Genomic DNA, 19,906 nt, shown 5'->3' on the forward strand with positions numbered 1-19,906 from the left:
AACAAAAAGAAAAAGGAGATATTTATCATGAAAAAAATTCGCGTATTAGTAGCTTGTGGAGCAGGAATTGCAACATCAACGGTGGTAATGAAAAAAGTCGAGGATCTATTTGCTAGAAATCAAATGCCAGTGGAAATTATGCAGATCAAAATTTCCGAAGCAGCCTCTAAACAAGATGAAGCAGACATGTTGATCTCAACGACGATGTTGCCGACTGAGTATAAGATTCCAGCAATCAAGGCGATGGCGTTTTTGACAGGAATCGGTGCGGATAAAGTGGAAGCACAAATTATTGAAGCCGCAAAGGCCATTCAATAAATGAGTAATTTCTCACGTTTAACGTGGGAAATTGCGGCCTAAAAACAGGTTCAAAAAAATTAATTTATAGCATAGGAGGAAAAATGTATGGATGGTTTAATGGATGTGGTACAGAGTATTTTAGGTGCCGGACCCAGTGTGATGTTGCCGATCATTATTTTTATCGTTGGACTCATTTTTAGAGTGTCAGTCAAAAAAGCAATTATTTCGGGGATTACAGTAGGGATTGGAATGATCGGGATCAACTTGGTCATTACCGTCTTGACCACCAATGTTGGTCCCGCTGCGCAGGCGATGGTTGAACGATTCGGTTTGAATCTAACGATCATTGATGCTGGCTGGCCAGCAGTCTCAGCCGGGACTTGGGCGCAACCAATCGCGGCTGTGATGATTCCAGTGATTTTAATCGTGAATTTAATTATGTTGGCGTTGAACCGGACCAAAACATTAAATATCGATATCTGGAACTACTGGCATGTTAGTTCTGTGGCAGCAACTGGTTATATTGTAACAAAAAGTTTTTTCTTTGGCATCCTGTGCGGGATCTTGTTTACGATCATCATCCAAATCATCGCTGACAAAACCGCACCAAAAGTCCAAGAATATTATGGTTTAGAAGGGATCAGTATCACGACTGGATCAGCGCAAGGATACGCCATTTTAGCATTACCAGTTGGTTGGTTAGTAGATAAAATCCCTGGTATCAATAAATTAGATGTAAAACCAGAAACGATTCAAAAACGCTTTGGTATTTTCGGCGAACCGATGATCATGGGGATTATTATCGGGATGTTCTTAGGTTTATTAGGGGGCTACGATCTGATTGGCATTCTGCAAATCGGAATGAACATGGGTGGTGTGATGTTCTTAATGCCACGGATGGTTAAAATCTTGATGGAAGGTTTGATTCCGATCCAAGAAGGCGCGCAAAAACTGCTACAAAGTCGTTACGGCGATCGCGAAATCTATCTAGGAATGGATGCCGCTTTAGCAACAGGTTCCCCGGCGGCCTTATCTACAGGTCTGTTGATGGTACCGATCACTTTATTCTTAGCGGTCATTTTACCAGGAAACCGTGTCTTACCTTTTGGTGACTTAGCAACAATTCCATTCTTCGCAGCGTTGGTGGTGCCAAGTCGTAAGGGAAATATTTTACACTCAGTTATTTCATTGACCGTCGTTATGGCAGCAGCGTTATTGATGGCAACGAACTTTGCGCCAGTTATTACGGAAATGGCTCAAGGAATCGTCAAATTCCCAGAAGGCGCTGCTGAAATCACTAACTTAGATACCGGCGGAAACTTCTTAAAATGGATCTTCTTGAAATTCTCAGAATTAGTTGCACAAGTAATGTAGGGGGCTTATTGAAATGAGTAAAATGATGAAGGGCGTCTCGAAACAAGCGCCCGGTTATGACCAAATGGAATTTATCGACTTACCAGTACCAGAGGCAGCAGACGACAAAGTACTAATCAAAGTCGCGTATACCGGTATCTGTGGGTCAGACATCCATACCTTTAAAGGTGAATATAAAAATCCAACGACACCGGTTGTCTTAGGTCATGAATTTTCTGGTGAAGTCGTTGAAGTCGGAGAAAAGGTCACAAAAGTCAAAGTAGGCGATCGAGTAACTAGCGAAACAACGTTCTATGTCTGTGGCGAATGTGATTACTGTAAAGAAAAACAATACAATTTATGTCCTCATCGTAAAGGAATTGGTACGCAGCAAAATGGCAGTATGGCAAATTATGTCTTAGCTCGCGAAGAAAGTATCCATCTTTTACCGGATCATTTAAGTTTTGAAGGTGCGGCTATGAGTGAACCCTTGGCTTGCTGTGTCCATGCGATGTATCAGAAGAGTCACTTGGAATTACGAGATACGATCATTATCATGGGGCCTGGACCAATTGGCTTGTTCTTACTGCAGATCGCCAAGGAAATCGGTGCCTTCGTTATTATGACTGGGATCACAAAAGATGCCCATCGTTTGGAATTGGCAAAGAAACTCGGTGCGGATATCATTGTGGATACAATGAAGGAAGATTTAGCAGCGATGGTCAACGAAGTGACCGATGGCTACGGCGTCGATAAAGTTTATGATGCTTCAGGTGCCGTGCCGGCCGTTAACGCCAGCCTGCCGTTGATTCGGAAGCAAGGTCAATTCGTACAAGTCGGACTTTTTGCCAACAAAATGGTGGATCTTGATACGGAGTCGATCATTCAACGTGAGATCCAATATATTGGCAGCCGCTCACAAAATCCTTATGATTGGCCGATCGCGATTCATTTATTGGCTAAAGGTGCGATTAATATCGATGAGATGATTACGAAAAAATACCCATTGGAAGAATGGCGGACAGCCTTTGATAAAGTGATGGAAGGCAACGAGATCAAAGTCATGATTGAGTCGAATCCGGGAGAATTTTAAAAGTAAGGAAAGAGATTGGGACAGAAGTGTTCAACTTATTTCCGAAGAAGCTACTTCTGTTCCACTGTTTATACGTGAATAGGAGCTGAGACAAATGAATGTCCCAGTTCCTTTTTTGTTGCAATTTTTTTCGGTACAAGTATCGACCAAATAAATCAAAAGTTATTTTTGAACGTTTAAAAAAATAAAAAAGGTACGCATTTGCCTGAAAACTTTCGTTAATACTAATGAAGAGAAAAAAGGCGGTGACGACTATGCAGGAACATCCATTTACAGCGAAGCAGTTATTTAGCTTAAAGCCCCAAACGTTGGAAAAAAGAATTACGTTGTATTACCAGGTCAGCAAAAATAAAAACTGCGTGATCAAGCTGGTTCGTGTATTGCAGATTCGTGACCAATTAGGGACAGAAGCGCTTAAGACCCCGTGTCGCGAATTGATTCGTACACTTTATATAGATGCACCCACAAGCAGTATGAAACGCTATTTTTACTATTTTCGAGAGTATTTTTCCTTGGCAGAATGGGCGTTGTTACTGCTACACATTTTTAGCAAGCAGCCAGTGTTTCGTAATTGGAAAACAGCAATCATTCAAAAAATTTATCGAGAAATAAGGTATTATGGGACCGTTCCGTAAATCTTTAAAAATAACAAAACATCGTTATTTTAAGCATTTGAGCAAAAAAGAAACCGTTTACTATTCTTAACATTCAAGCTAGACTAAAAGAAAAATTGGATAGGAGGATAGCCAATGGAGTTAGATAATCGCAGTGTACAAATTTTACAAGCGGTGGCCTCAACCGTAAAGATATCTTCAAAGGAACTCTTAGAAAAGTATGCTTTGACCCGGAATCAATTGGATTATGCAGTGAAGAAAATCAATGAATACCTCCGTGGGAATCAATACCCGCCAATTATTCGATCACGGAATGGCAGCTTTATTGTCGATACAAAGGTTGTGGATGCCTTTTCCGGAATCATGAATAATGAAAGTCAGCTGAAGGCAGATGAGACTAGTTATTTGGATGAGGAGCATCGCTTACTAGTTATTTTACTATTGATTTTTTCAGCGGACTATCTTTCTCTTTACCATTTTTCAGAGAGTTTGGAAGTGAGTAAGAATACGATTATTTCTGACATCAAAAAGTTGAAGCAGCAATTAAGAAAATACAAACTGACGATTGATTATTCTCGAAAGGAAGGCTATTATTTCCGTGGAAATGAAGAAATTATTCGTGGACTGATCTTAGGAGTGACGGATCAGGTGATGGAGTCTATCTATAATCGGGTAATTTTTGAAAAGTACTTATCGATTGCTTCAGTAGAGGTGAATCATCAGCGGGATGTCTTACAACAAGTCGAGGCTGAGCTACATGTACAATACACAGATAATCGTATCCAAACAGCTCCTTATTTTTTGGTCTTACTGAATCGGCGAGTTCAAAACCGACATTACATTGAGCAGCGTTTTGGACTTTTAGCGAAGGAAATCATGGATACCAACGAATATGCTGCGATCGTTAAAGTACTGGCAGGTCAAAAGAAACTGCCTAAATCGTATACGGAGCATCTTTACTTATGTTTGTATATGCTTTCTCTAAAGATCACTGACTTAAGTAATACTTTCTCTCTTAATACAGATGCTTTACGGAAGCAGATTGAAGCTTTTATTACGGTTTTAGAAAAGAATACGATCATCCAATTAAACGATAAGACACAGCTGATTGAGAATCTAGCACTACATTTGACTCCGGCCTATTATCGGATCCGTTATGGTTTGACTTCGGATTATACGATCACGGATATGGTTAAGCATCAACTGGACCCGCTGTTCTTTATCGTAAAGTCTTCCATTGCTCCCTTGGAAGAATTTTTTGAAGAACGGATTCCGAATGACGAGATTTATTTAATTACGATGTTTATCGGAGCCTACATGCAAAAGGAGAAGCCCATTAATTTGGATAATACGGTGGTCAAGGCGGCGGTCGTTTGTCCCAATGGCATCATCAGCTCGAAATTATTGGAAAACACCCTAGATAATTGGTTTCCGATGATTCATTTTGTCAGCTCTTTTTCGATTAGAGAGTTTTATGAAAAGGAACGAGAATTAGATGTCCAACTGATTTTTTCGACGAATCCTTTAGAGACCCAGCTTCCCGTAATCGTAGTAGGGAATGATCTTTCCAGTATGAATAAGACGTTGATCGTAAATGAAGTCATTCAATTGATTTACAAAATCGACAGCTATAAATTGCAGCCAGATCATATTTTGGCGATTGTTAAAAAGCATTTACCAATGGATACAGAGATTGAAGAAAAGATTCGTAAAGAATTGATGATCTCCTACAACTCAATTTTTCAGATTCAGGATCAAGAGGTATTGACCAATGAAATGAAATTGAATTTAGCCGATGTCGTAAACGCAGAGAGTATCTTGATTTTAGACGAGGCGTTGGATTGGCCCCAGGTATTGCGGCTAACGACAGAAAATCTAATTGAGCGAGGGATCGTTGAACCAGGCTATTTGGCCCAGCTTGAAGCGCAATTTCCTGAAGTAACGCCAAGTATTTTATTAGGAAATCGAATCGTCATCCCTCACACTGTTCCAGAGCATGGTGCTCGGAGTTTAGGTATGTGCTTTGCGAAGATTACTCAAGGCTTTGTCAGTCAAAACCAGCGATATTACTATGTGGTGGTTATTTCCGCGACTGATCGCAAGCAGCATATCCAACCAATGATGCAGCTACTGAAAATCGCCAGCGATCCTAAAATAATTGAACGATTGGATCAAGCGAAAAACAAGCAAGCTATTTTAGCAATCATTGAGGAAAGCAAGAAAAAATAGAATCCATTAGGCGGTTGGGCCAGAAGTGTTCGGCTTATTTCCGAAGAAGCTACTTCTGGACCACTGTTTATCCGTAAAAAGAGTTGGGACTATATTAATGTCCCAGCTCCTTTTTTGCATAGAAAATAGGAGTTAAAAAGCTTGTGTAATCAATGTTTTCAGCAAGTCATCCAAGTGTTCCGGAATCGGTTCAGTAAAAAATGAGTTCAAAAGAAATTTAAAAGAAAGCGGTTCCGTGCTATCTTTTGATTAGCAAGAAGCAATAAAGAGATAGAGTAGGAGGGATAGAGTGATCAAACGCGAGTTGCTTTTTAGCAAGTTAAAACCACAAGATTACCAAGAAATGATTACTTTTCTAGGAACCCGCATGGAGGAACTGGGCTATGTTAAAGAGACCTATGTTTCAGCGGTACTGGAAAGGGAAAAAGGCTTTCCCACGGGATTGAAAATGGGTGATTATGGAATCGCGATTCCCCATACGGATCGCATTCATGTTCATCAGTCGGTCTTAGCGATCGCCACCTTAAAAGAACCGATTGCTGTTCATTCCATGATTGATCCGACGGAAGTGGTTCCTGTTTCATTGGTTATCTTGATGGCGGTTGAAGACCCAGATGGGCAAGTGAAAATGTTGAGTAAATTAATGGGCTTATTTCAAGATGTCGAGACGTTAAAGAGATTGGAGAAGGCGAAGTCAGCTACTGAGATGTACGAGATTGTTGCAAAAATGGAATTAGAAAGTGTCTAGAAGGAGGAAATGGAAATGAGAAATTATCATGTTTTATCAGTTTGTGGGTCAGGAACCGTGACGTCATCCATGGTGGCGGAGAAATTAAGAGAAACGTTGGAGGAGAAGGGCTATGCAGTAGCGACGACAGAAGCAAACCCTAATGAGGCACTATCATTAGCGAAAACCGGCAAGTTTGATTTTATCACCTATACGAGCCCTTTACCTGACGGTGATTATGGCATCCCAGTTGTGAATGCAATCGGCTTTTTGACTGGTTTCGGCGAAGATGAATTTTTGGAAGAAGTAGATGGCGTACTAATGGCATTGGAAAAATAGGCATTCACTAATTTGAAGAGGGTTCAATCGATTTTTCAAAAATAAAGACATTAAAACGAAAAAGGAGTAATGAGATGTTAGAAACCTTAAAAAGCGTGTTTGATACGTTTGGATCGGCAGTCTTTGTTCCGGTAATGATTTTTGTTGTGGCAAAAGTGTTAAAGGTTAAGACGCAAAAAGCTTTCTTGTCCGGCTTGTACGCAGGGGTGGGGCTGATGGGCTTCACATTGATCTTGAACTCATACACCCCGATTATTTCTAAAGTCGTTCAGCAAATGGTCGATCAAACGGGAATTAATTTACCAGCCTTCGATGTAGGGTGGCAGGCGACAGCTTTAGTGGCCTACTCGACCGAAGCCGGAATGATTTATCTAGTGATCGCCTTGGTATTACAAACAGTACTGTTCTTAGTGAAATGGACCAATGTTTTCCAACCATCGGATTTGTGGAACAATTATTCCTATATGGTGTGGGGGTCAATGGTGTATCTGGCAACTAGAAATATGATTTTAGCCGTTGGCTTGATGTGCTTGCTAAATATGTACAGTTTGTTGTTATCTGAAATGTTAGCTAGAAGATGGTCCAGTTATTATCATTATCCCAATTGTACGATTATTGCGATGCACAATATCGAGCCCGGAATTTTTGCGATGTTGATGGACCCGATTTGGAACATGCTTGGTCTGCATAAAGTTCGGTTGAACCCACAGGGATTGCAGAAAAAATTAGGCTTCTTGGGCGAACCGATTTCACTGGGATTGTTCTTAGGGTTGTTTTTAGGAATTCTAGGAAATCTTAGCAATGTGACTGAATTATCTGCTTGGGGACAAATTACTGAAGTAGCAATCGCAACCAGCGCTGTGATGGCGATCTTCCCGAAAGTAGCGGGGATCTTCTCACAAGCCTTCAATCCGATTTCACAGGCGGCTAGTAAAAATGTACGGGGCAATAACGAAGGCCGGGAATGGTATCTGGGCGTGAATGATGCTACTGGTTATGGTGAGCCGGCAACCTTGATTTCGGGGATCTTATTGATTCCGATCATGGTCTTTATCGCAATGATCTTGCCAGGCAACCAAACGTTACCGGTAGTGGATTTGCTAGCGATTCCTTACATGGTTCAAGCGTTAGTCTGCTTATCCAACGGTAATATCGCCAAGACGTTGATCAATGGTGTGATTTGGTTCAGCTTAGGATTGTATATGTGCTCTTATACGGCGCCAATGTTTACGGAAATTGCTCAAACAGTCGGTGTAACCTTACCAGCGGGTGCGTTGATGGTCACTAGTTTCAATATTTTAGGAAAACCAATCTTTGGTCTGATTTTCTTGGCCTTTTTAAGTCAAAATCCATTATGGATCGGTTTGACGATCCTTGCTTACTTTGTAGTTTACTTCTTGTTCCGCAAAAATAAAGAAGCCTTTTACGACTACATCGAACGCTCAGCGGCTAAGAATAATGGTGAAGTACCAGAAGTCAAGACAAAGGTAGCTTAATAAAATGGAGATGGAACGATGACAAAAAAGATGAAAGCAAGTGTGTTAGTAAAACCTGGCGTGTTGGAAGTGCAAGAAGTGGATATTCCCGAAATTGAGGCAAATGAAGTATTAGTCAAAGTAGCTTACGCGGGGATCTGTGGCTCAGATGTGCCCCGCGCAAACCTAGAAGATGGTGCAAGAATGTATCCGCTCATTTTAGGACATGAATTTAGTGGAACCGTTGATCGGGTAGGATCACAGATTACTAAAGTTCAAGTCGGAGACAAGATCGCAGTCGCACCATTGATCCCCGATCCTAATTCCGAATATACAAAAGAAGGATCATACGGGCTTAGTGATAATTATAACATAATTGGTACCGGCAGCAACGGCGCCTTCGCGGAATACGTTAAAGTTCCGGAAGAGCATTGTGTAGTGATGCCTGAAGATTTAGATCTATTGTCTGCGGCTGGGTTAGAACCAGCGACGATCAGTTGGCATGCCTTGCAGCGTTCAAACATGAAAGTTGGCGATACGGTAGCCGTTCTGGGCTGCGGACCAATCGGACAGTTCGCCATCCAGATTGCCAAAATATTCGGAGCGAAAAAAGTGATCGCCGTTGATATTTTTGATGAAAAATTGGCCTTGGCCCAAAAACTAGGAGCGGATGTAACGATCAATAGTCAAACACAAGACTTGGAAGCAGCCATCAAGGAAGAAACGGGTCTTGGTGTCCATGTAGTGATCGAAACGGCCGGCAGTAAATTTACTCAAAAACAAGCGCTATTAATCACTCGCAAACACGGGACCATCGTATTGGTGGGGATTTCTCACCAAGATTTACCTTTATCTGAACAAGAGGCGGAACGAATTATGCGAGCGGAGTTAACCATCACCGGTTCATGGAATTCTTACACAGCGCCGTATCCCGGCCGTGCTTGGGAAGCGACGCTAGAGGAAATGTCTAAAAGCCGGATTAAATTCAAAGAGATGGTGAGTAATGAGATTTCATTAGCCGAGCTCAGTGATGTGTTGCCTAAAATGTTTAAACGGGAAGTTGCCTACAACAAAATTGTCGTAGCTGTCAATCCCGAGTAAGGAGCCGAAATTATGTTAGAACAACTAAAAGAGGAAGTTTTCCAAGCGAATCTCGCTTTACCGAAACATGGATTAATCAAATATACTTGGGGCAATGTCAGTGCTTATGATCCTGAAACCCAATATTTTGTCATCAAGCCCAGTGGTGTCAGCTACGAAGAAATGACAGCGGCTGATATGGTAGTGGTTGATTTAGACAACAAAGTGATCGAAGGGGAAATGAATCCCTCATCAGATACACCGACTCATGCAGTTTTATACAAAGCTTTCCCAGAAATCGGCGGAATCGTCCATACCCATTCTACGTGGGCGGCGGCTTGGGCTCAATCAGGCCTAGATGTTCCAGCGATGGGAACGACTCATGCGGATACCTTTTACGGGTCAGTCCCCTGTGCGCGTTTTTTATCCCAATACGAGATCGACGAAGGTTATGAGCACGAGACCGGTAGCGTGATTGTTGAAACTTTCCGGGAAAGAGAATTGAAGCCGTTAGAGGTACCCGGCGTGCTGCTTCATGGACATGGTCCCTTTACTTGGGGAAAAGATGCCCATAGTGCCGTCATGAATGCTGTAGTTTTAGAGGAAGTCTGCAAGATGAACTTGTTGACTCGTCAATTAAATAGCTTCGCGGAAGAACTGCCACAACGGGTGCTGGACAAGCATTATTTACGAAAACACGGTGCAAATGCCTATTATGGGCAAAAATAAGTGAAGCGAGCTGAGGTTGGGACAGAAGTATTCAGCTTCAAGAAATTTCGGTTTATTTCCGAAGCAGCTACTTCTAGACTGCCGTTTATCCGTAAAGCGGGGCTGGGATTGTATTCATTTCCCAGCTCTGGCAGGTATTAAATTAAAATAGAATTCAAAAAGGAGGATTCGTATGATCAGCGATTTGTTTATTTTGATTGGATTGGCTTTTTTTATCAAAGTCTTTTTTGATGGTGCCAAAAAATTGGTTATCGGGGCTGACGGTGATGTAGTAAAAACTAAAACATTCATGATTCATGGCGTGCTGGGTATTGCATTTATGATTGCTGCTCGTTTGCTCACGGTCCTCCTTTAATAGCTGAATGAAGGAGAGATAAAATGGCATTGCATGATATCACTCAGGCTCCTTTTATAACAGAAATATGCGAGGCGGCTAGTCAGTTGTGGTCCTATGGTTGGGCTGAACGCAATGGCGGCAATATTAGTTATCGGCTACCGTCAGAAGAAGTAAAGCAGTACTTAGATGTAACCCACGTAAAGCGAAGAGAGGCTTTAAATTTTACGATCGAATCGCTGGCAGGAGAAATCTTTTTAGTCACCGGTTCGGGAAAATACTTTAAGCATCTGCATAGAAATCCGGCGGCTAATTTGGCGCTTATTCGGGTCACTGAAGATGGTCAATATTATGAGCTGTTGTGGGGATTAGAGGGCGGCGATTTACCTACTAGTGAACTAGCTTCTCATTTGGAATGTCACAGGGTTCGTTTAGCACAAGATCCTCAGCATCGCGTGATTCTCCACACCCACGCAACCGCGATTTCGGCGATGACCTTCATCCATGAATTGGAGGATAAAAAATTTACTAAAACCTTGTGGCAAATGATCACGGAATGTTTGGTAGTCTTTCCTGACGGTGTGGCAGTGCTGCCATGGATGGTAGCGGGGACCCAGCAGCTAGGAAAAAAATCGGCTGAAAAAATGAAAGACACCCGGATCGTTATCTGGGCGCATCATGGGATCATGGGCGCTGGTCAAACGATGGACGATGCTTTTGGGCTAGTGGAGACCGCAGAAAAAGCGGCGGCGATTTACTTGCAAATCTGTTCTACTAGGCAAGCAATTCGGCAAAGCATTACCGATCAGCAGTTGTGGGAATTAGCGGATGCCTTTCAGGTTACACCTAGAGAAGGGATTCTAGCGCCGCGGGAGGTAGGTCATGAGTAAGGTATTAGTGATCGGCGATCCTTTTGTCTCAGCAGAAAACTTAGCAAAAGCAGCTGCAAAGTTAGCGATTGACCCGCCGATTGATATTTATCAGTTTGATTGGTGCCCTGAGTTGTCCCGATCTGAATTTAGAGAAATCATTAAAAAACTAGAGCGGAATGGTCCGTCAGGCTTCGAATTGCCAGCGGGTGTACTAGAGGTGCTACCACAAGTGGAGTATTTGCTAGTCCATTTGGCTCCAATCTCAGCAACAACGATTGCCAAAGCGGAGCGTTTGAAAATGATCGGCACTTGTCGCGGCGGATTGGAACATCTTGATCTAGCAGCGATTCGAGAAAAAAAGCATATTCCCATCATCAATATTATTCGTAACGCGGAACCAGTCGCTGATTTTACGATCGGTTTAATGTATGCAACGGTTCGAAATATTGCGGCGGCGGCTATTCAAGTCAAGCAAGGCAAATGGCCACAGAATTTTGCGAATGACAGCTACAAATCCTCCTTCTCTAATATGAAGGTAGGCCTGGTCGGCTTGGGTCATATCGGAAAAATCGTGGCAAAAAGATTAAACGCCTTAGGAATGTCCGTTAGTGCTTTCGACCCATTTGCTAAACAAGCTGATCTAACTGCGGAAGGCTGCCTAGTAAATTTATGCAGTCTGGAAGAGCTTTTTCAAAATTCTGATGTCGTCTCTTTGCACCTGCGAGTCGTTCCTGAGACAGAAAATTTAATAGATGCTTCTTTATTAAAGCTAATGAAGCCAAGTGCGTATCTAATCAATACGGCGCGACCAGAAATCTTGAATCAAAAGGATTTTATTGAAGTACTCCAGACTGGAAAAATTGCCGGTGCGGGGATCGATGTCATGTGGCAGGAGCCAATCGCTCCAGATGATCCGCTGCTTTCATTGGATAACGTCGTAATCACATCCCATATCGCAGGAGATACCGTTAATGCGATCGAACGGTCGCCGCAGCTTTTACAAAGGGCGATTAATCAGTATTTGGAAAAACCGTAGTTAAGAGAATCAAATCAAAATCTCAAGTCATTGAGTACTCAACAAAAAGAGGCATGGCATACTAAAAAGCTCACTTCTTGGAGGTATTGAAATAAAAACAGCGCAACGAGAAAATCCTCGTTGCGCTGTTTTTATTTCATATACGTCTCCAAAAATTCAGTGACTTTTTCCTGATACATAGCCGGATCAGTACTCAAGGCTTCGGCATGTTTCGCGCCGTGAACGACATATTTTTCTTTGGGTCCTTTGGTCGCTTCGTAGACTGTATCCAGCATTGAAAAGGGCACAAAGGCATCCTTGTCTCCATGAATGAAGAGCATCGGTTTCGTATTATTGTGGAGCTGCTTGACGGCATTGGCTTCACCAAAGAAGTAGCCTGCACGGATTTTTGTAATTAGACTGGTTACGGGAATCAATGGAAAGGCTGGCAAGTTGAACATATCCTTTAGCTGATAGCTCAGTTCATCTTTAGCAGAGCTATAGCCGCAATCCTCGACGAAGGCTTTGACATTTTCTGGTAACTTTTCGCCGCTAGTCATCATGACTGTCGCTGCCCCCATGCTGACTCCGTGAAGGACGATTTCTGACTGGCTGTCACCCTTAACGATGCGATCGATCCATTGAAGATAGTCTTTTCTTTCGGGCCATCCAAAGCCGATATAATCGCCTTCGCTCTTACCATGACCACGAGCATCGGGCATCAGGACATTGTACCCGAGGTCATGATAAATTTTAGCGTATTGCGGCATATCGCTGGCTTGTCCCATATAGCCGTGAGCGATGATAGCGGTTTTGTGCTGATCTTTTTGTGCGGGTAAATAGTACGCGGATAATTTCAGTCCGTCTTTTGATTGCAGCTGCCATTCACTGCGGTTATTTTTATCGTTGAACCAGTCTTCGGCTGCGACCAATTCAGCCGATTTTTTCTCTGAGCTGTCAGATAAAAAATCCTTTTCTGTTGGAACGACGGCGTAAGAGTAAAAATAATTTCCGGCAGCAATTAGAGCGATAACTAATAGTAAGATGATTCCTAAGATAATTTTTGTTTTTTTATTCATTCTTTCACTCCTATAAACGTATCATAAGCAGTATAGAAAAAATATCTCGGAATGGCAAGTTCACAGCGAGTGTATTTACAGGAAAACTCTTTCGTGAGAAAATGTAGCAGAGTTTAAAGCAGGAGAGAATTAAATGACAAATAAAAAAATTACGATTAAAGATGTTGCGAAACAATCGGGAGTCTCAATCGCAACGGTTTCCCAGATTCTAAATGGAAATGACAGCAAATTCAGTCCTAAAACGGTAGAGAAAGTTTTAGCCGCGAAGCAGGCATTGAATTATGAGCCGGATTATTTTGCGCGCCGTATGATCATGAAAAAAAGTAAGACCATCGGTGTGCTAGTCCCAGATATTACGAACCCTTTTTTTAGTCGATTGATTCGCGGGATTGAAGGTGTATTGTATCGGGAAAATTTCGTGACCTTGTTATGTAATGCAGATCTGGACTCAAAAAAAGAGATTGATTATTTAGAAGAGTTGAGTCGTCGGGGCGTAGATGGTTATATTATTGCTAGTTCGGCGATCTCGAATCAAGCCATTAACGAAACGTTGCGAGCAAAAAATCTACCTTTTATCGTATTGGACCAAAAAAAAGCAGAAGGCTTCAGCGATGCAGTCTTGACAGATGATTATACCGGCGGGAGACTCGCAGGCGAGTACTTACAAGAGCTGGGACATCAAAAAGTTGCTGTGGTCTTACCTGAAGGTGCCACTGAAAACATTGCGACTCGATTGATTGGTTTTCGTGAAATTTTTCCTGAGATAACGTTGATTCACAGTGAGTTATCAAAGCAAGGCGGGCGTCAAGCTGCTAAAAAAATTATTGAGACAGATATAACTGGGATTTTTGCTATTAATGATGAACTGGCATTTGGGCTTTATTTAGGTTTAGCAGAAGCGGGCAAGAAAATTCCGCAAGATTATAGCGTGATCGGCTACGACAATATCGACATGTGTGAATACGTCACACCACAGCTAACGACGATTGCTCAGCCAATCTATGAGTTAGGTCAGACCACCGCAGAATTATTGTTAAAAAGAATCCAAGAACCTGAAAAAGACTGGGAAGAAAGAATGCTTTCGGTTCAACTAGTAAAACGTTTTTCAGCAGCACGCTTGAAATAGCTTTCAAGCTGTGCTATATTTTTGGTGTCGAATTAAAACGTTTTAATAAAACGTTTTAATCTTTTGTAAATTGAGTGAACTTTAAGACTACGAAACGGAGTGAGCAAAATGAATACGATTACAGTAATTGGCAGTATCAACCTTGATCGGACGATCCGAGTGAAACAAATGCCCAAGCCTGGAGAGACGATGCATACGAAAGAAATTTTTTCAGCAGGTGGCGGAAAAGGTGCCAATCAAGCCGTAGCAGCGAAACGGGCGGAAGCGAAAACAAATTTCATCGGTGCAGTTGGCAACGATGAAGCAGGTGAAATGATGCTAGAGCTTTTGAAAGAAGAAGGTATCGGATTAGCTGGTGTAGAAACGTTAGAAAAGCAAGCGACCGGCCAAGCCTATATCATTGTTGATGATCAAGGGGAAAACAGCATTATGATTCATTCAGGTGCGAACAATGCCTTTACCCCTGAGCATGTAGAAGAATATAAAGAGCTGATCGAAGCCAGTGATTTTGTGATCGCGCAATTTGAAAGCACCTTAGAAAGTACGATTGAAGCCTTCAAAATTGCCCGTAAAGCCAATGTAAAAACGATTTTAAACCCAGCTCCAGCCTTAGAAAAAGTACCGACTGAATTATTGGAAGTGACCGATATGATCGTTCCCAATGAAACAGAAACTGAAATTTTAACGGGAATCAAAGTAACCGATGAAGCCAGTCTAAAGGAGGCAGCAGATCAGCTGCATCAATTAGGAATCGAAGCCGTAATTATCACGATCGGCAGTAAAGGAGCCTTTTATGACGTAGCAGGTCACAGCGGAATCGTACCGGCCTTCAAAGTGCACGCGGTTGATACGACAGCTGCAGGCGATACCTTTATTGGTGCCTTGAGCAGTGTATTGAAAAACGATTTCAGCAACTTAGCTGAGGCTATTAAATTTGGAAATCAAGCATCTTCCTTAACCGTTCAACGCTTTGGTGCCCAACCATCGATCCCTTATAAAAACGAATTAGTGTAGAGAAAGGATTTTTTACTATGAAAAAAACGAAAGTCATCAACTCAGATATCTCACGGGTGATTGCCCAAATGGGTCACTTTGATCAATTAAGTATTGGAGATGCTGGCATGCCAGTTCCTAAGACGACAGAAAAAATCGATCTTGCCGTCGATAATGGTATTCCAAGTTTTATGGATGTTTTAAATAATGTTTTGGAAGAATTAGAAGTTCAACGAATTTATTTAGCGGAAGAAATCAAAACAGAGAATCCAGCTATGTTGAAAAAAATCCAAGACCGCTTGCCAGAAACACCAGTGACGTTTATTCCTCATAGCGAAATGAAAGCTAATCTAAAAGATAGTCATGCTTTTATTCGAACTGGAGAAATGACGCCTTACGCAAATATTCTATTGGAAAGCGGCGTTGTTTTTTAAGCAGGCTAAAAAGGAGGAAGTAACATGAATGCAACAGCAATTTTGATCGGTCTAGGACCGTTACTTGGTTGGGGTCTCTATCCAACCATCGCTTCAAAAATCGGTGGGCGACCGGTCAATCAAATTCTAGGCTCCACCATCGGTACCTTGATCTTCGCATTAATTTTTGCCATGATCAATGGTATGGGTCTGCCAGGTGGCATGGATCTAGTCTTCTCCATTCTCTCTGGTGTTGGTTGGGCGACGGCACAGATCATTACGTTCCAATCGTTTACCTTGATCGGCTCATCACGGGCGATGCCGATCACTACCGCTTTTCAACTGTTAGGCGCGTCGCTTTGGGGCGTGTTCGCGCTAGGGAATTGGCCAGGAATGAGCGCTAAATTATTAGGCGGCTTCGCGTTGATCTTAATCATTTTAGGTGCGTGGATGACGGTTTGGACAGAGGAAAAGACGCAGGAAAAAGCGAGTATTTTGAAAAAAGCCGTCCTATTGTTAGCTGTCGGTGAAATTGGTTATTGGGCTTATTCAGCTGCTCCCCAAGCGACTTCGATCAATGGGATGCAGGCTTTCTTACCACAAGCGATTGGAATGCTACTAGTCGCTGTCGTTTACTCGGTATTTCTAGGCTTCAAAGATAAAGAAAAATCGGCCTTTACTGAAGTGGTTTCATATAAACATATATTTTCTGGCTTCTTCTTCGCCTTTGCGGCGTTGACCTATTTGATCTCTGCTCAACCAGATATGAATGGCTTAGCGACCGGCTTCATTTTATCGCAAACCTCGGTGGTACTAGCGACCTTGACGGGTATCTGGTTCTTAGGACAAAAGAAAACTAAAAAAGAAATGACTATTACGATTATCGGCTTAGTACTAATCTTAGCTGCTGCGGCGATTACTGTGATGATTTAAAAATAAGAAAAAGGCTGGGGAAAATCGATTCCTCAGCCTTTTTTGAGATTAAATTAGCTAAGAAATGACCTAGTGAATGCTATAATAATCCTAGAAAAGAGGAGATGTTATGAAGCTGACGATCTCAATGGATCTTTTGGAAGAGATGTTTTATTATGTTTCTCCCGTGAAGCCTGTGTCCACGGTTCCTTTGATCTACGCGACCTTCTTGGCAAGCAAGGATCAGCTCGCCTATACGACGGAGAATGAAGCGAAGTTTGCGCGAAAAATTGAGCGCTCATTCAAGGCGGCGTTTCACGAGGTAATTGAAAAAAACCGAGCTTATGGCGAAATGCTTGATCAAGATACGCTGTTATCACCACAGGAACATGGCAATCAGCAAGGGAAATTGATCAACTCGATCATAGTCGCGCTTCAGCAATATTCTGAGTTAAAGTTGATTCGCTTAGAGTTGGCGGGGAGTTGGCCACTGTTTCAAACCGAAGCGGGCCGGTTAGATTTAACAGAGTAAACAGGGTTATTTAGTAAATGAATGACAAAAAGATTAAGAGCATTTGAAAGGGTGAAGAAAATGGAAATGACATATTTTGAAGGACAGGCAGCTTTTTTTAAGGATTATCAAAAGGTCGCAAAGGCAGAAAAAATAGATCAGCAGCAGGTGATTGATGCGGTCATGAATGACTTGAACAAGCCGACACCAGATGACAGCTTATCCTATATTTTACCGGGATCTGAAACAAAAACAGGGCACTCGGTACGCTTTCCTTTCCGCAAAGAATTAATTGCAACGGACAATGAAGCGACTGTTTCCACTCAATTTTTCTATGAAGGTTCGCCTTATGAGTATGAAGTATTGGAAGATGAACAATTATAAGCGCAGTCGCGCCGAATAATCAAAAGGGATCAGGTCTGTATTCAGCCCTGATCCCTCTTTCATTTTAAAAAATCAAACCCGTGATAATCGCGCTTAAAAAGCTGACGAGACTTGCACTTAATAGAATTTTCAAGCCGTGCTTGGCTACCAGATTGCCTTTTTCTTCATTCAAACCTTTCATCGCACCGGAAATGATCCCAATCGACGAGAAGTTTGCAAAGGAAACTAAAAAAACGGAGACGATGGCAGTCGTCCGTGGGGAGAAATGCCAATTGCCTTTGGCTAATTCGGTCATGGCGACGAACTCATTGGTGACTAATTTAGTCGCCATCAAGCTACCGGCATCAACGGCTTCTTTCCAAGGAATCCCAGTAATGAAGGCCAATGGGGCGAAGACATAACCAAGAATCTCTTGGAAAGTCAGTCCTGTGATCTTAGCGAAAATGAAGTTGATCATCGCGATCAAGGCGACAAATCCGATCAGCATTGCCGCAACGGTAACTGCGACATGGAAGCCGTCTAAAATATATTCCCCGAGCATTTGGAAAAAGGTTTGTTCTTTGTCCTCTTCAATCACTAATTCATCGTTCTCCAATTGATAAGGATTAACGATGGAGGCGATGATAAAGCCGCCGAATAAGTTCAACACTAAAGCCGTAATGACATAGCGTGGTTGAATTAAAGCCATATAAGAACCAACGATCGACATGGAGACTGTTGACATTGCTGAGATACTCATCGTCGTTAGGCGTTGTTCTGACAAGGTCGGTAATTCCTTTTTGATGGAGATAAAGACTTCCGACTGTCCTAAAATCGCAGAAGCGATTCCGTTGTATGATTCCAGCTTGCCCATGCCGTTGATTTTACTTAATGCCAGACCGACAGCTTTCATAAATAACGGCAAAATTTTAATGTAACGCAAGATTCCGATGATCGCAGAAATAAAGACGATCGGCATCAGAACGTTTAAGAAAAAGGGGAAGCTGCCTTTGTTGGCAATTCCGCCAAAGACAAAGTCCACACCTGAACCGGCAAAACTTAGCAAAGCATCAAAAACGCTGGCCAAACTACCAACGATCTTGGTTCCCACTGATGTACGTAGTAAAATAAAACCTAATAAAAATTGCAAGACCAGCATGATCAAAAGTGGCGTAAAACGAATCTTTTTCCGATCATTGCTGATTAGAAAACTTAACGCCAGGACCAATACCAACCCAATAATACCCATTAAAAAATGCAAACAATCACTCCTGTTTCTATTTAATTTTTTTAGCGCTGAATAGATCGGCACAAAAAATAATCTGAACCAGTCTAGCCTTTTTTTGACAAAAAGGCGAAAGATAGCAGCGAAAAAAGTGCTTCTATGAAAAAAAACTAAAAGAAAAAGCACTAACATCTTCATTTAAGCGGTCATAGAATGGTTACAGCTTTTCTAAAAAAAATATGCTATGCTTGAAAAGAATTCTGCAAAAAAAGGTCAGTTCTGTTTTTCGCAGTGTGCAGTTCTAATAGGCTGTTCTATAGTAGTTAGTCTGACGGCGTTTGCCGCTTTACCGGAAGGATCGATCCGGTAAGAATCAGACTCATTTTTTGAAAAATAGAAAATATTTAGACGAACTAGGAGGGGTCGAAATGGAAGGGGAAAACAAGAAGCGGGTCTTACTGCCTCGGTACCAACAAGTAGCGGTGGAGATCGCCGAGCGGATCGCGGACAATCGCTATCGAGTAGGCGAAAAAATTCACGCTCGTTCTACGCTGGCTAGTAATTTCAATGTTTCACCAGAGACAGCTAGAAAAGCCATCAATGTCTTAGTTGACCTTGGCATCATGGAAGTTCGTCATGGCAGCGGCGCTTATGTACTTTCGCGAGAAAAAGCCAAAGTCTATTTCGAAAAATATCAAGACGTTCAATCCGCCCAAGAGATCAAAAATGATATTCAAACCAGTATTGAAAATCAAAAACAAGAATTAAATAATATGACGCAATTATTGGATCAATTATTTGCGCAAACCAAGCGGGTTCACAACGTCGCACCCTTTGTTCCTTACGAGCTGACTTTAACAGAAGCAGCGGAACATTTAGAACAGACCGTCAATGAATTAAATATTTGGCATGAGACGGGCGCAACCATTATTGCGATTCAGCAAAAAGAACAGCTGCTGCTATCACCAGGCCCCTACGCCAAAATTTGCGCAGGCGACACTTTGTTTTTTGTCGGTAATGAGCTGGTGCTGCAACGCATGCAGCATTTATTTTATCCAGATAAATAAAGCTAATAGAACCTGTGACAAAACGTTTGTCACAGGTTCTATTTACGCATAAACGGG

At 42.1% G+C, this 19,906-nt stretch carries 22 protein-coding genes; 20 read left to right on the forward strand and 2 right to left on the reverse strand.

The genetic code is table 11. The annotated features are described in order from the left end of the window. Nucleotides 1-27 precede the first annotated feature (27 nt). The 13 genes from IGI54_RS00180 (at nucleotide 28) to IGI54_RS00240 (ending at nucleotide 12,181) form a co-directional block, all read left to right on the forward strand. On the forward strand, nucleotides 28-318 hold the full coding sequence (locus IGI54_RS00180) for a PTS sugar transporter subunit IIB (RefSeq protein ID WP_071863046.1): 291 nt from the start codon (nucleotides 28-30) through the stop codon (nucleotides 316-318). Nucleotides 319-405: 87 nt separating this feature from the next. Beyond that, complete coding sequence (locus IGI54_RS00185; RefSeq protein ID WP_071863045.1) at nucleotides 406-1,674, forward strand: PTS galactitol transporter subunit IIC; 1,269 nt, start codon at nucleotides 406-408, stop codon at nucleotides 1,672-1,674. 13 nt (nucleotides 1,675-1,687) lie between these two features. Then, the gene (locus IGI54_RS00190; RefSeq protein ID WP_430620823.1) at nucleotides 1,688-2,746 is read left to right on the forward strand and encodes a zinc-binding dehydrogenase; all 1,059 of its coding nucleotides are present in this window, start codon (nucleotides 1,688-1,690) and stop codon (nucleotides 2,744-2,746) included. A 227-nt stretch (nucleotides 2,747-2,973) separates the two neighbouring features. Then, the gene (locus IGI54_RS00195; RefSeq protein ID WP_430620824.1) at nucleotides 2,974-3,381 is read left to right on the forward strand and encodes a hypothetical protein; all 408 of its coding nucleotides are present in this window, start codon (nucleotides 2,974-2,976) and stop codon (nucleotides 3,379-3,381) included. A 114-nt stretch (nucleotides 3,382-3,495) separates the two neighbouring features. Then, nucleotides 3,496-5,589 (forward strand): BglG family transcription antiterminator, encoded by a 2,094-nt coding sequence (locus IGI54_RS00200; RefSeq protein WP_216429816.1) that lies wholly within the window; start codon nucleotides 3,496-3,498, stop codon nucleotides 5,587-5,589. A 289-nt stretch (nucleotides 5,590-5,878) separates the two neighbouring features. Next, nucleotides 5,879-6,337, forward strand: a complete 459-nt coding sequence (locus IGI54_RS00205; RefSeq protein WP_071863041.1) for a PTS sugar transporter subunit IIA — start codon at nucleotides 5,879-5,881, stop codon at nucleotides 6,335-6,337. A gap of 15 nt (nucleotides 6,338-6,352) precedes the next feature. Continuing rightward, the gene (locus tag IGI54_RS00210; RefSeq protein ID WP_071863040.1) at nucleotides 6,353-6,655 is read left to right on the forward strand and encodes a PTS sugar transporter subunit IIB; all 303 of its coding nucleotides are present in this window, start codon (nucleotides 6,353-6,355) and stop codon (nucleotides 6,653-6,655) included. A 74-nt stretch (nucleotides 6,656-6,729) separates the two neighbouring features. Next, the gene (locus IGI54_RS00215; protein WP_430620825.1) at nucleotides 6,730-8,151 is read left to right on the forward strand and encodes a PTS galactitol transporter subunit IIC; all 1,422 of its coding nucleotides are present in this window, start codon (nucleotides 6,730-6,732) and stop codon (nucleotides 8,149-8,151) included. An 18-nt stretch (nucleotides 8,152-8,169) separates the two neighbouring features. Then, a complete protein-coding gene (locus IGI54_RS00220) occupies nucleotides 8,170-9,231 on the forward strand; it encodes a galactitol-1-phosphate 5-dehydrogenase (RefSeq protein WP_430620826.1) in 1,062 nt (353 codons plus the stop codon). Nucleotides 9,232-9,243: 12 nt separating this feature from the next. After that, nucleotides 9,244-9,939, forward strand: a complete 696-nt coding sequence (locus tag IGI54_RS00225; RefSeq protein WP_216429814.1) for an L-ribulose-5-phosphate 4-epimerase — start codon at nucleotides 9,244-9,246, stop codon at nucleotides 9,937-9,939. 172 nt (nucleotides 9,940-10,111) lie between these two features. Further along, the gene (locus IGI54_RS00230) at nucleotides 10,112-10,294 is read left to right on the forward strand and encodes a hypothetical protein (protein WP_071863036.1); all 183 of its coding nucleotides are present in this window, start codon (nucleotides 10,112-10,114) and stop codon (nucleotides 10,292-10,294) included. A 23-nt stretch (nucleotides 10,295-10,317) separates the two neighbouring features. Further along, on the forward strand, nucleotides 10,318-11,163 hold the full coding sequence (gene rhaD, locus IGI54_RS00235; protein ID WP_430620827.1) for a rhamnulose-1-phosphate aldolase: 846 nt from the start codon (nucleotides 10,318-10,320) through the stop codon (nucleotides 11,161-11,163). Next, nucleotides 11,156-12,181 (forward strand): 2-hydroxyacid dehydrogenase, encoded by a 1,026-nt coding sequence (locus tag IGI54_RS00240; RefSeq protein ID WP_430620828.1) that lies wholly within the window; start codon nucleotides 11,156-11,158, stop codon nucleotides 12,179-12,181. The genes rhaD and IGI54_RS00240 overlap by 8 nt, the downstream gene beginning before the upstream one ends. A 131-nt stretch (nucleotides 12,182-12,312) precedes the next feature. Here IGI54_RS00240 and IGI54_RS00245 read toward each other — a convergent pair whose 3' ends face one another. Further along, nucleotides 12,313-13,239, reverse strand: coding sequence for an alpha/beta hydrolase (locus IGI54_RS00245; RefSeq protein ID WP_430620829.1), 927 nt, complete (start codon nucleotides 13,237-13,239; stop codon nucleotides 12,313-12,315). Nucleotides 13,240-13,372: 133 nt separating this feature from the next. Here IGI54_RS00245 and rbsR point away from each other — a divergent pair, with 133 nt between their 5' ends. The 6 genes from rbsR (at nucleotide 13,373) to IGI54_RS00275 (ending at nucleotide 17,578) form a co-directional block, all read left to right on the forward strand. After that, nucleotides 13,373-14,365 carry a ribose utilization transcriptional repressor RbsR gene (rbsR, locus tag IGI54_RS00250; RefSeq protein WP_071863032.1) on the forward strand — a complete coding sequence of 331 codons (993 nt, stop codon included), beginning with the start codon at nucleotides 13,373-13,375 and terminating at the stop codon, nucleotides 14,363-14,365. Nucleotides 14,366-14,473: 108 nt separating this feature from the next. After that, complete coding sequence (gene rbsK, locus IGI54_RS00255; RefSeq protein WP_430620830.1) at nucleotides 14,474-15,379, forward strand: ribokinase; 906 nt, start codon at nucleotides 14,474-14,476, stop codon at nucleotides 15,377-15,379. 17 nt (nucleotides 15,380-15,396) lie between these two features. After that, nucleotides 15,397-15,792, forward strand: coding sequence for a D-ribose pyranase (gene rbsD, locus IGI54_RS00260; protein WP_071863030.1), 396 nt, complete (start codon nucleotides 15,397-15,399; stop codon nucleotides 15,790-15,792). 24 nt (nucleotides 15,793-15,816) lie between these two features. Next, complete coding sequence (rbsU, locus tag IGI54_RS00265) at nucleotides 15,817-16,704, forward strand: ribose/proton symporter RbsU (RefSeq protein ID WP_071863029.1); 888 nt, start codon at nucleotides 15,817-15,819, stop codon at nucleotides 16,702-16,704. Between the two features lie 109 nt (nucleotides 16,705-16,813). Next, nucleotides 16,814-17,215: a hypothetical protein gene (locus tag IGI54_RS00270; RefSeq protein WP_430620831.1), complete on the forward strand. Its 402-nt coding sequence runs from the start codon at nucleotides 16,814-16,816 to the stop codon at nucleotides 17,213-17,215. 60 nt (nucleotides 17,216-17,275) lie between these two features. Then, nucleotides 17,276-17,578, forward strand: a complete 303-nt coding sequence (locus tag IGI54_RS00275; protein ID WP_071861805.1) for a DUF5960 family protein — start codon at nucleotides 17,276-17,278, stop codon at nucleotides 17,576-17,578. Nucleotides 17,579-17,642: 64 nt separating this feature from the next. Here the strand turns inward: IGI54_RS00275 and IGI54_RS00280 are convergent, their stop codons facing one another. Next, a complete protein-coding gene (locus tag IGI54_RS00280) occupies nucleotides 17,643-18,818 on the reverse strand; it encodes a NupC/NupG family nucleoside CNT transporter (protein ID WP_430620832.1) in 1,176 nt (391 codons plus the stop codon). Between the two features lie 392 nt (nucleotides 18,819-19,210). Between IGI54_RS00280 and IGI54_RS00285 the strand changes: the two genes are divergently transcribed. Further along, the gene (locus IGI54_RS00285) at nucleotides 19,211-19,849 is read left to right on the forward strand and encodes a GntR family transcriptional regulator (RefSeq protein WP_216429802.1); all 639 of its coding nucleotides are present in this window, start codon (nucleotides 19,211-19,213) and stop codon (nucleotides 19,847-19,849) included. The last annotated feature ends 57 nt before the right edge of the window (nucleotides 19,850-19,906 follow it).

It is taken from the genome of Enterococcus sp. DIV0800 (assembly GCF_050559735.1).
GTDB lineage: Bacteria > Bacillota > Bacilli > Lactobacillales > Enterococcaceae > Enterococcus_A > Enterococcus_A devriesei.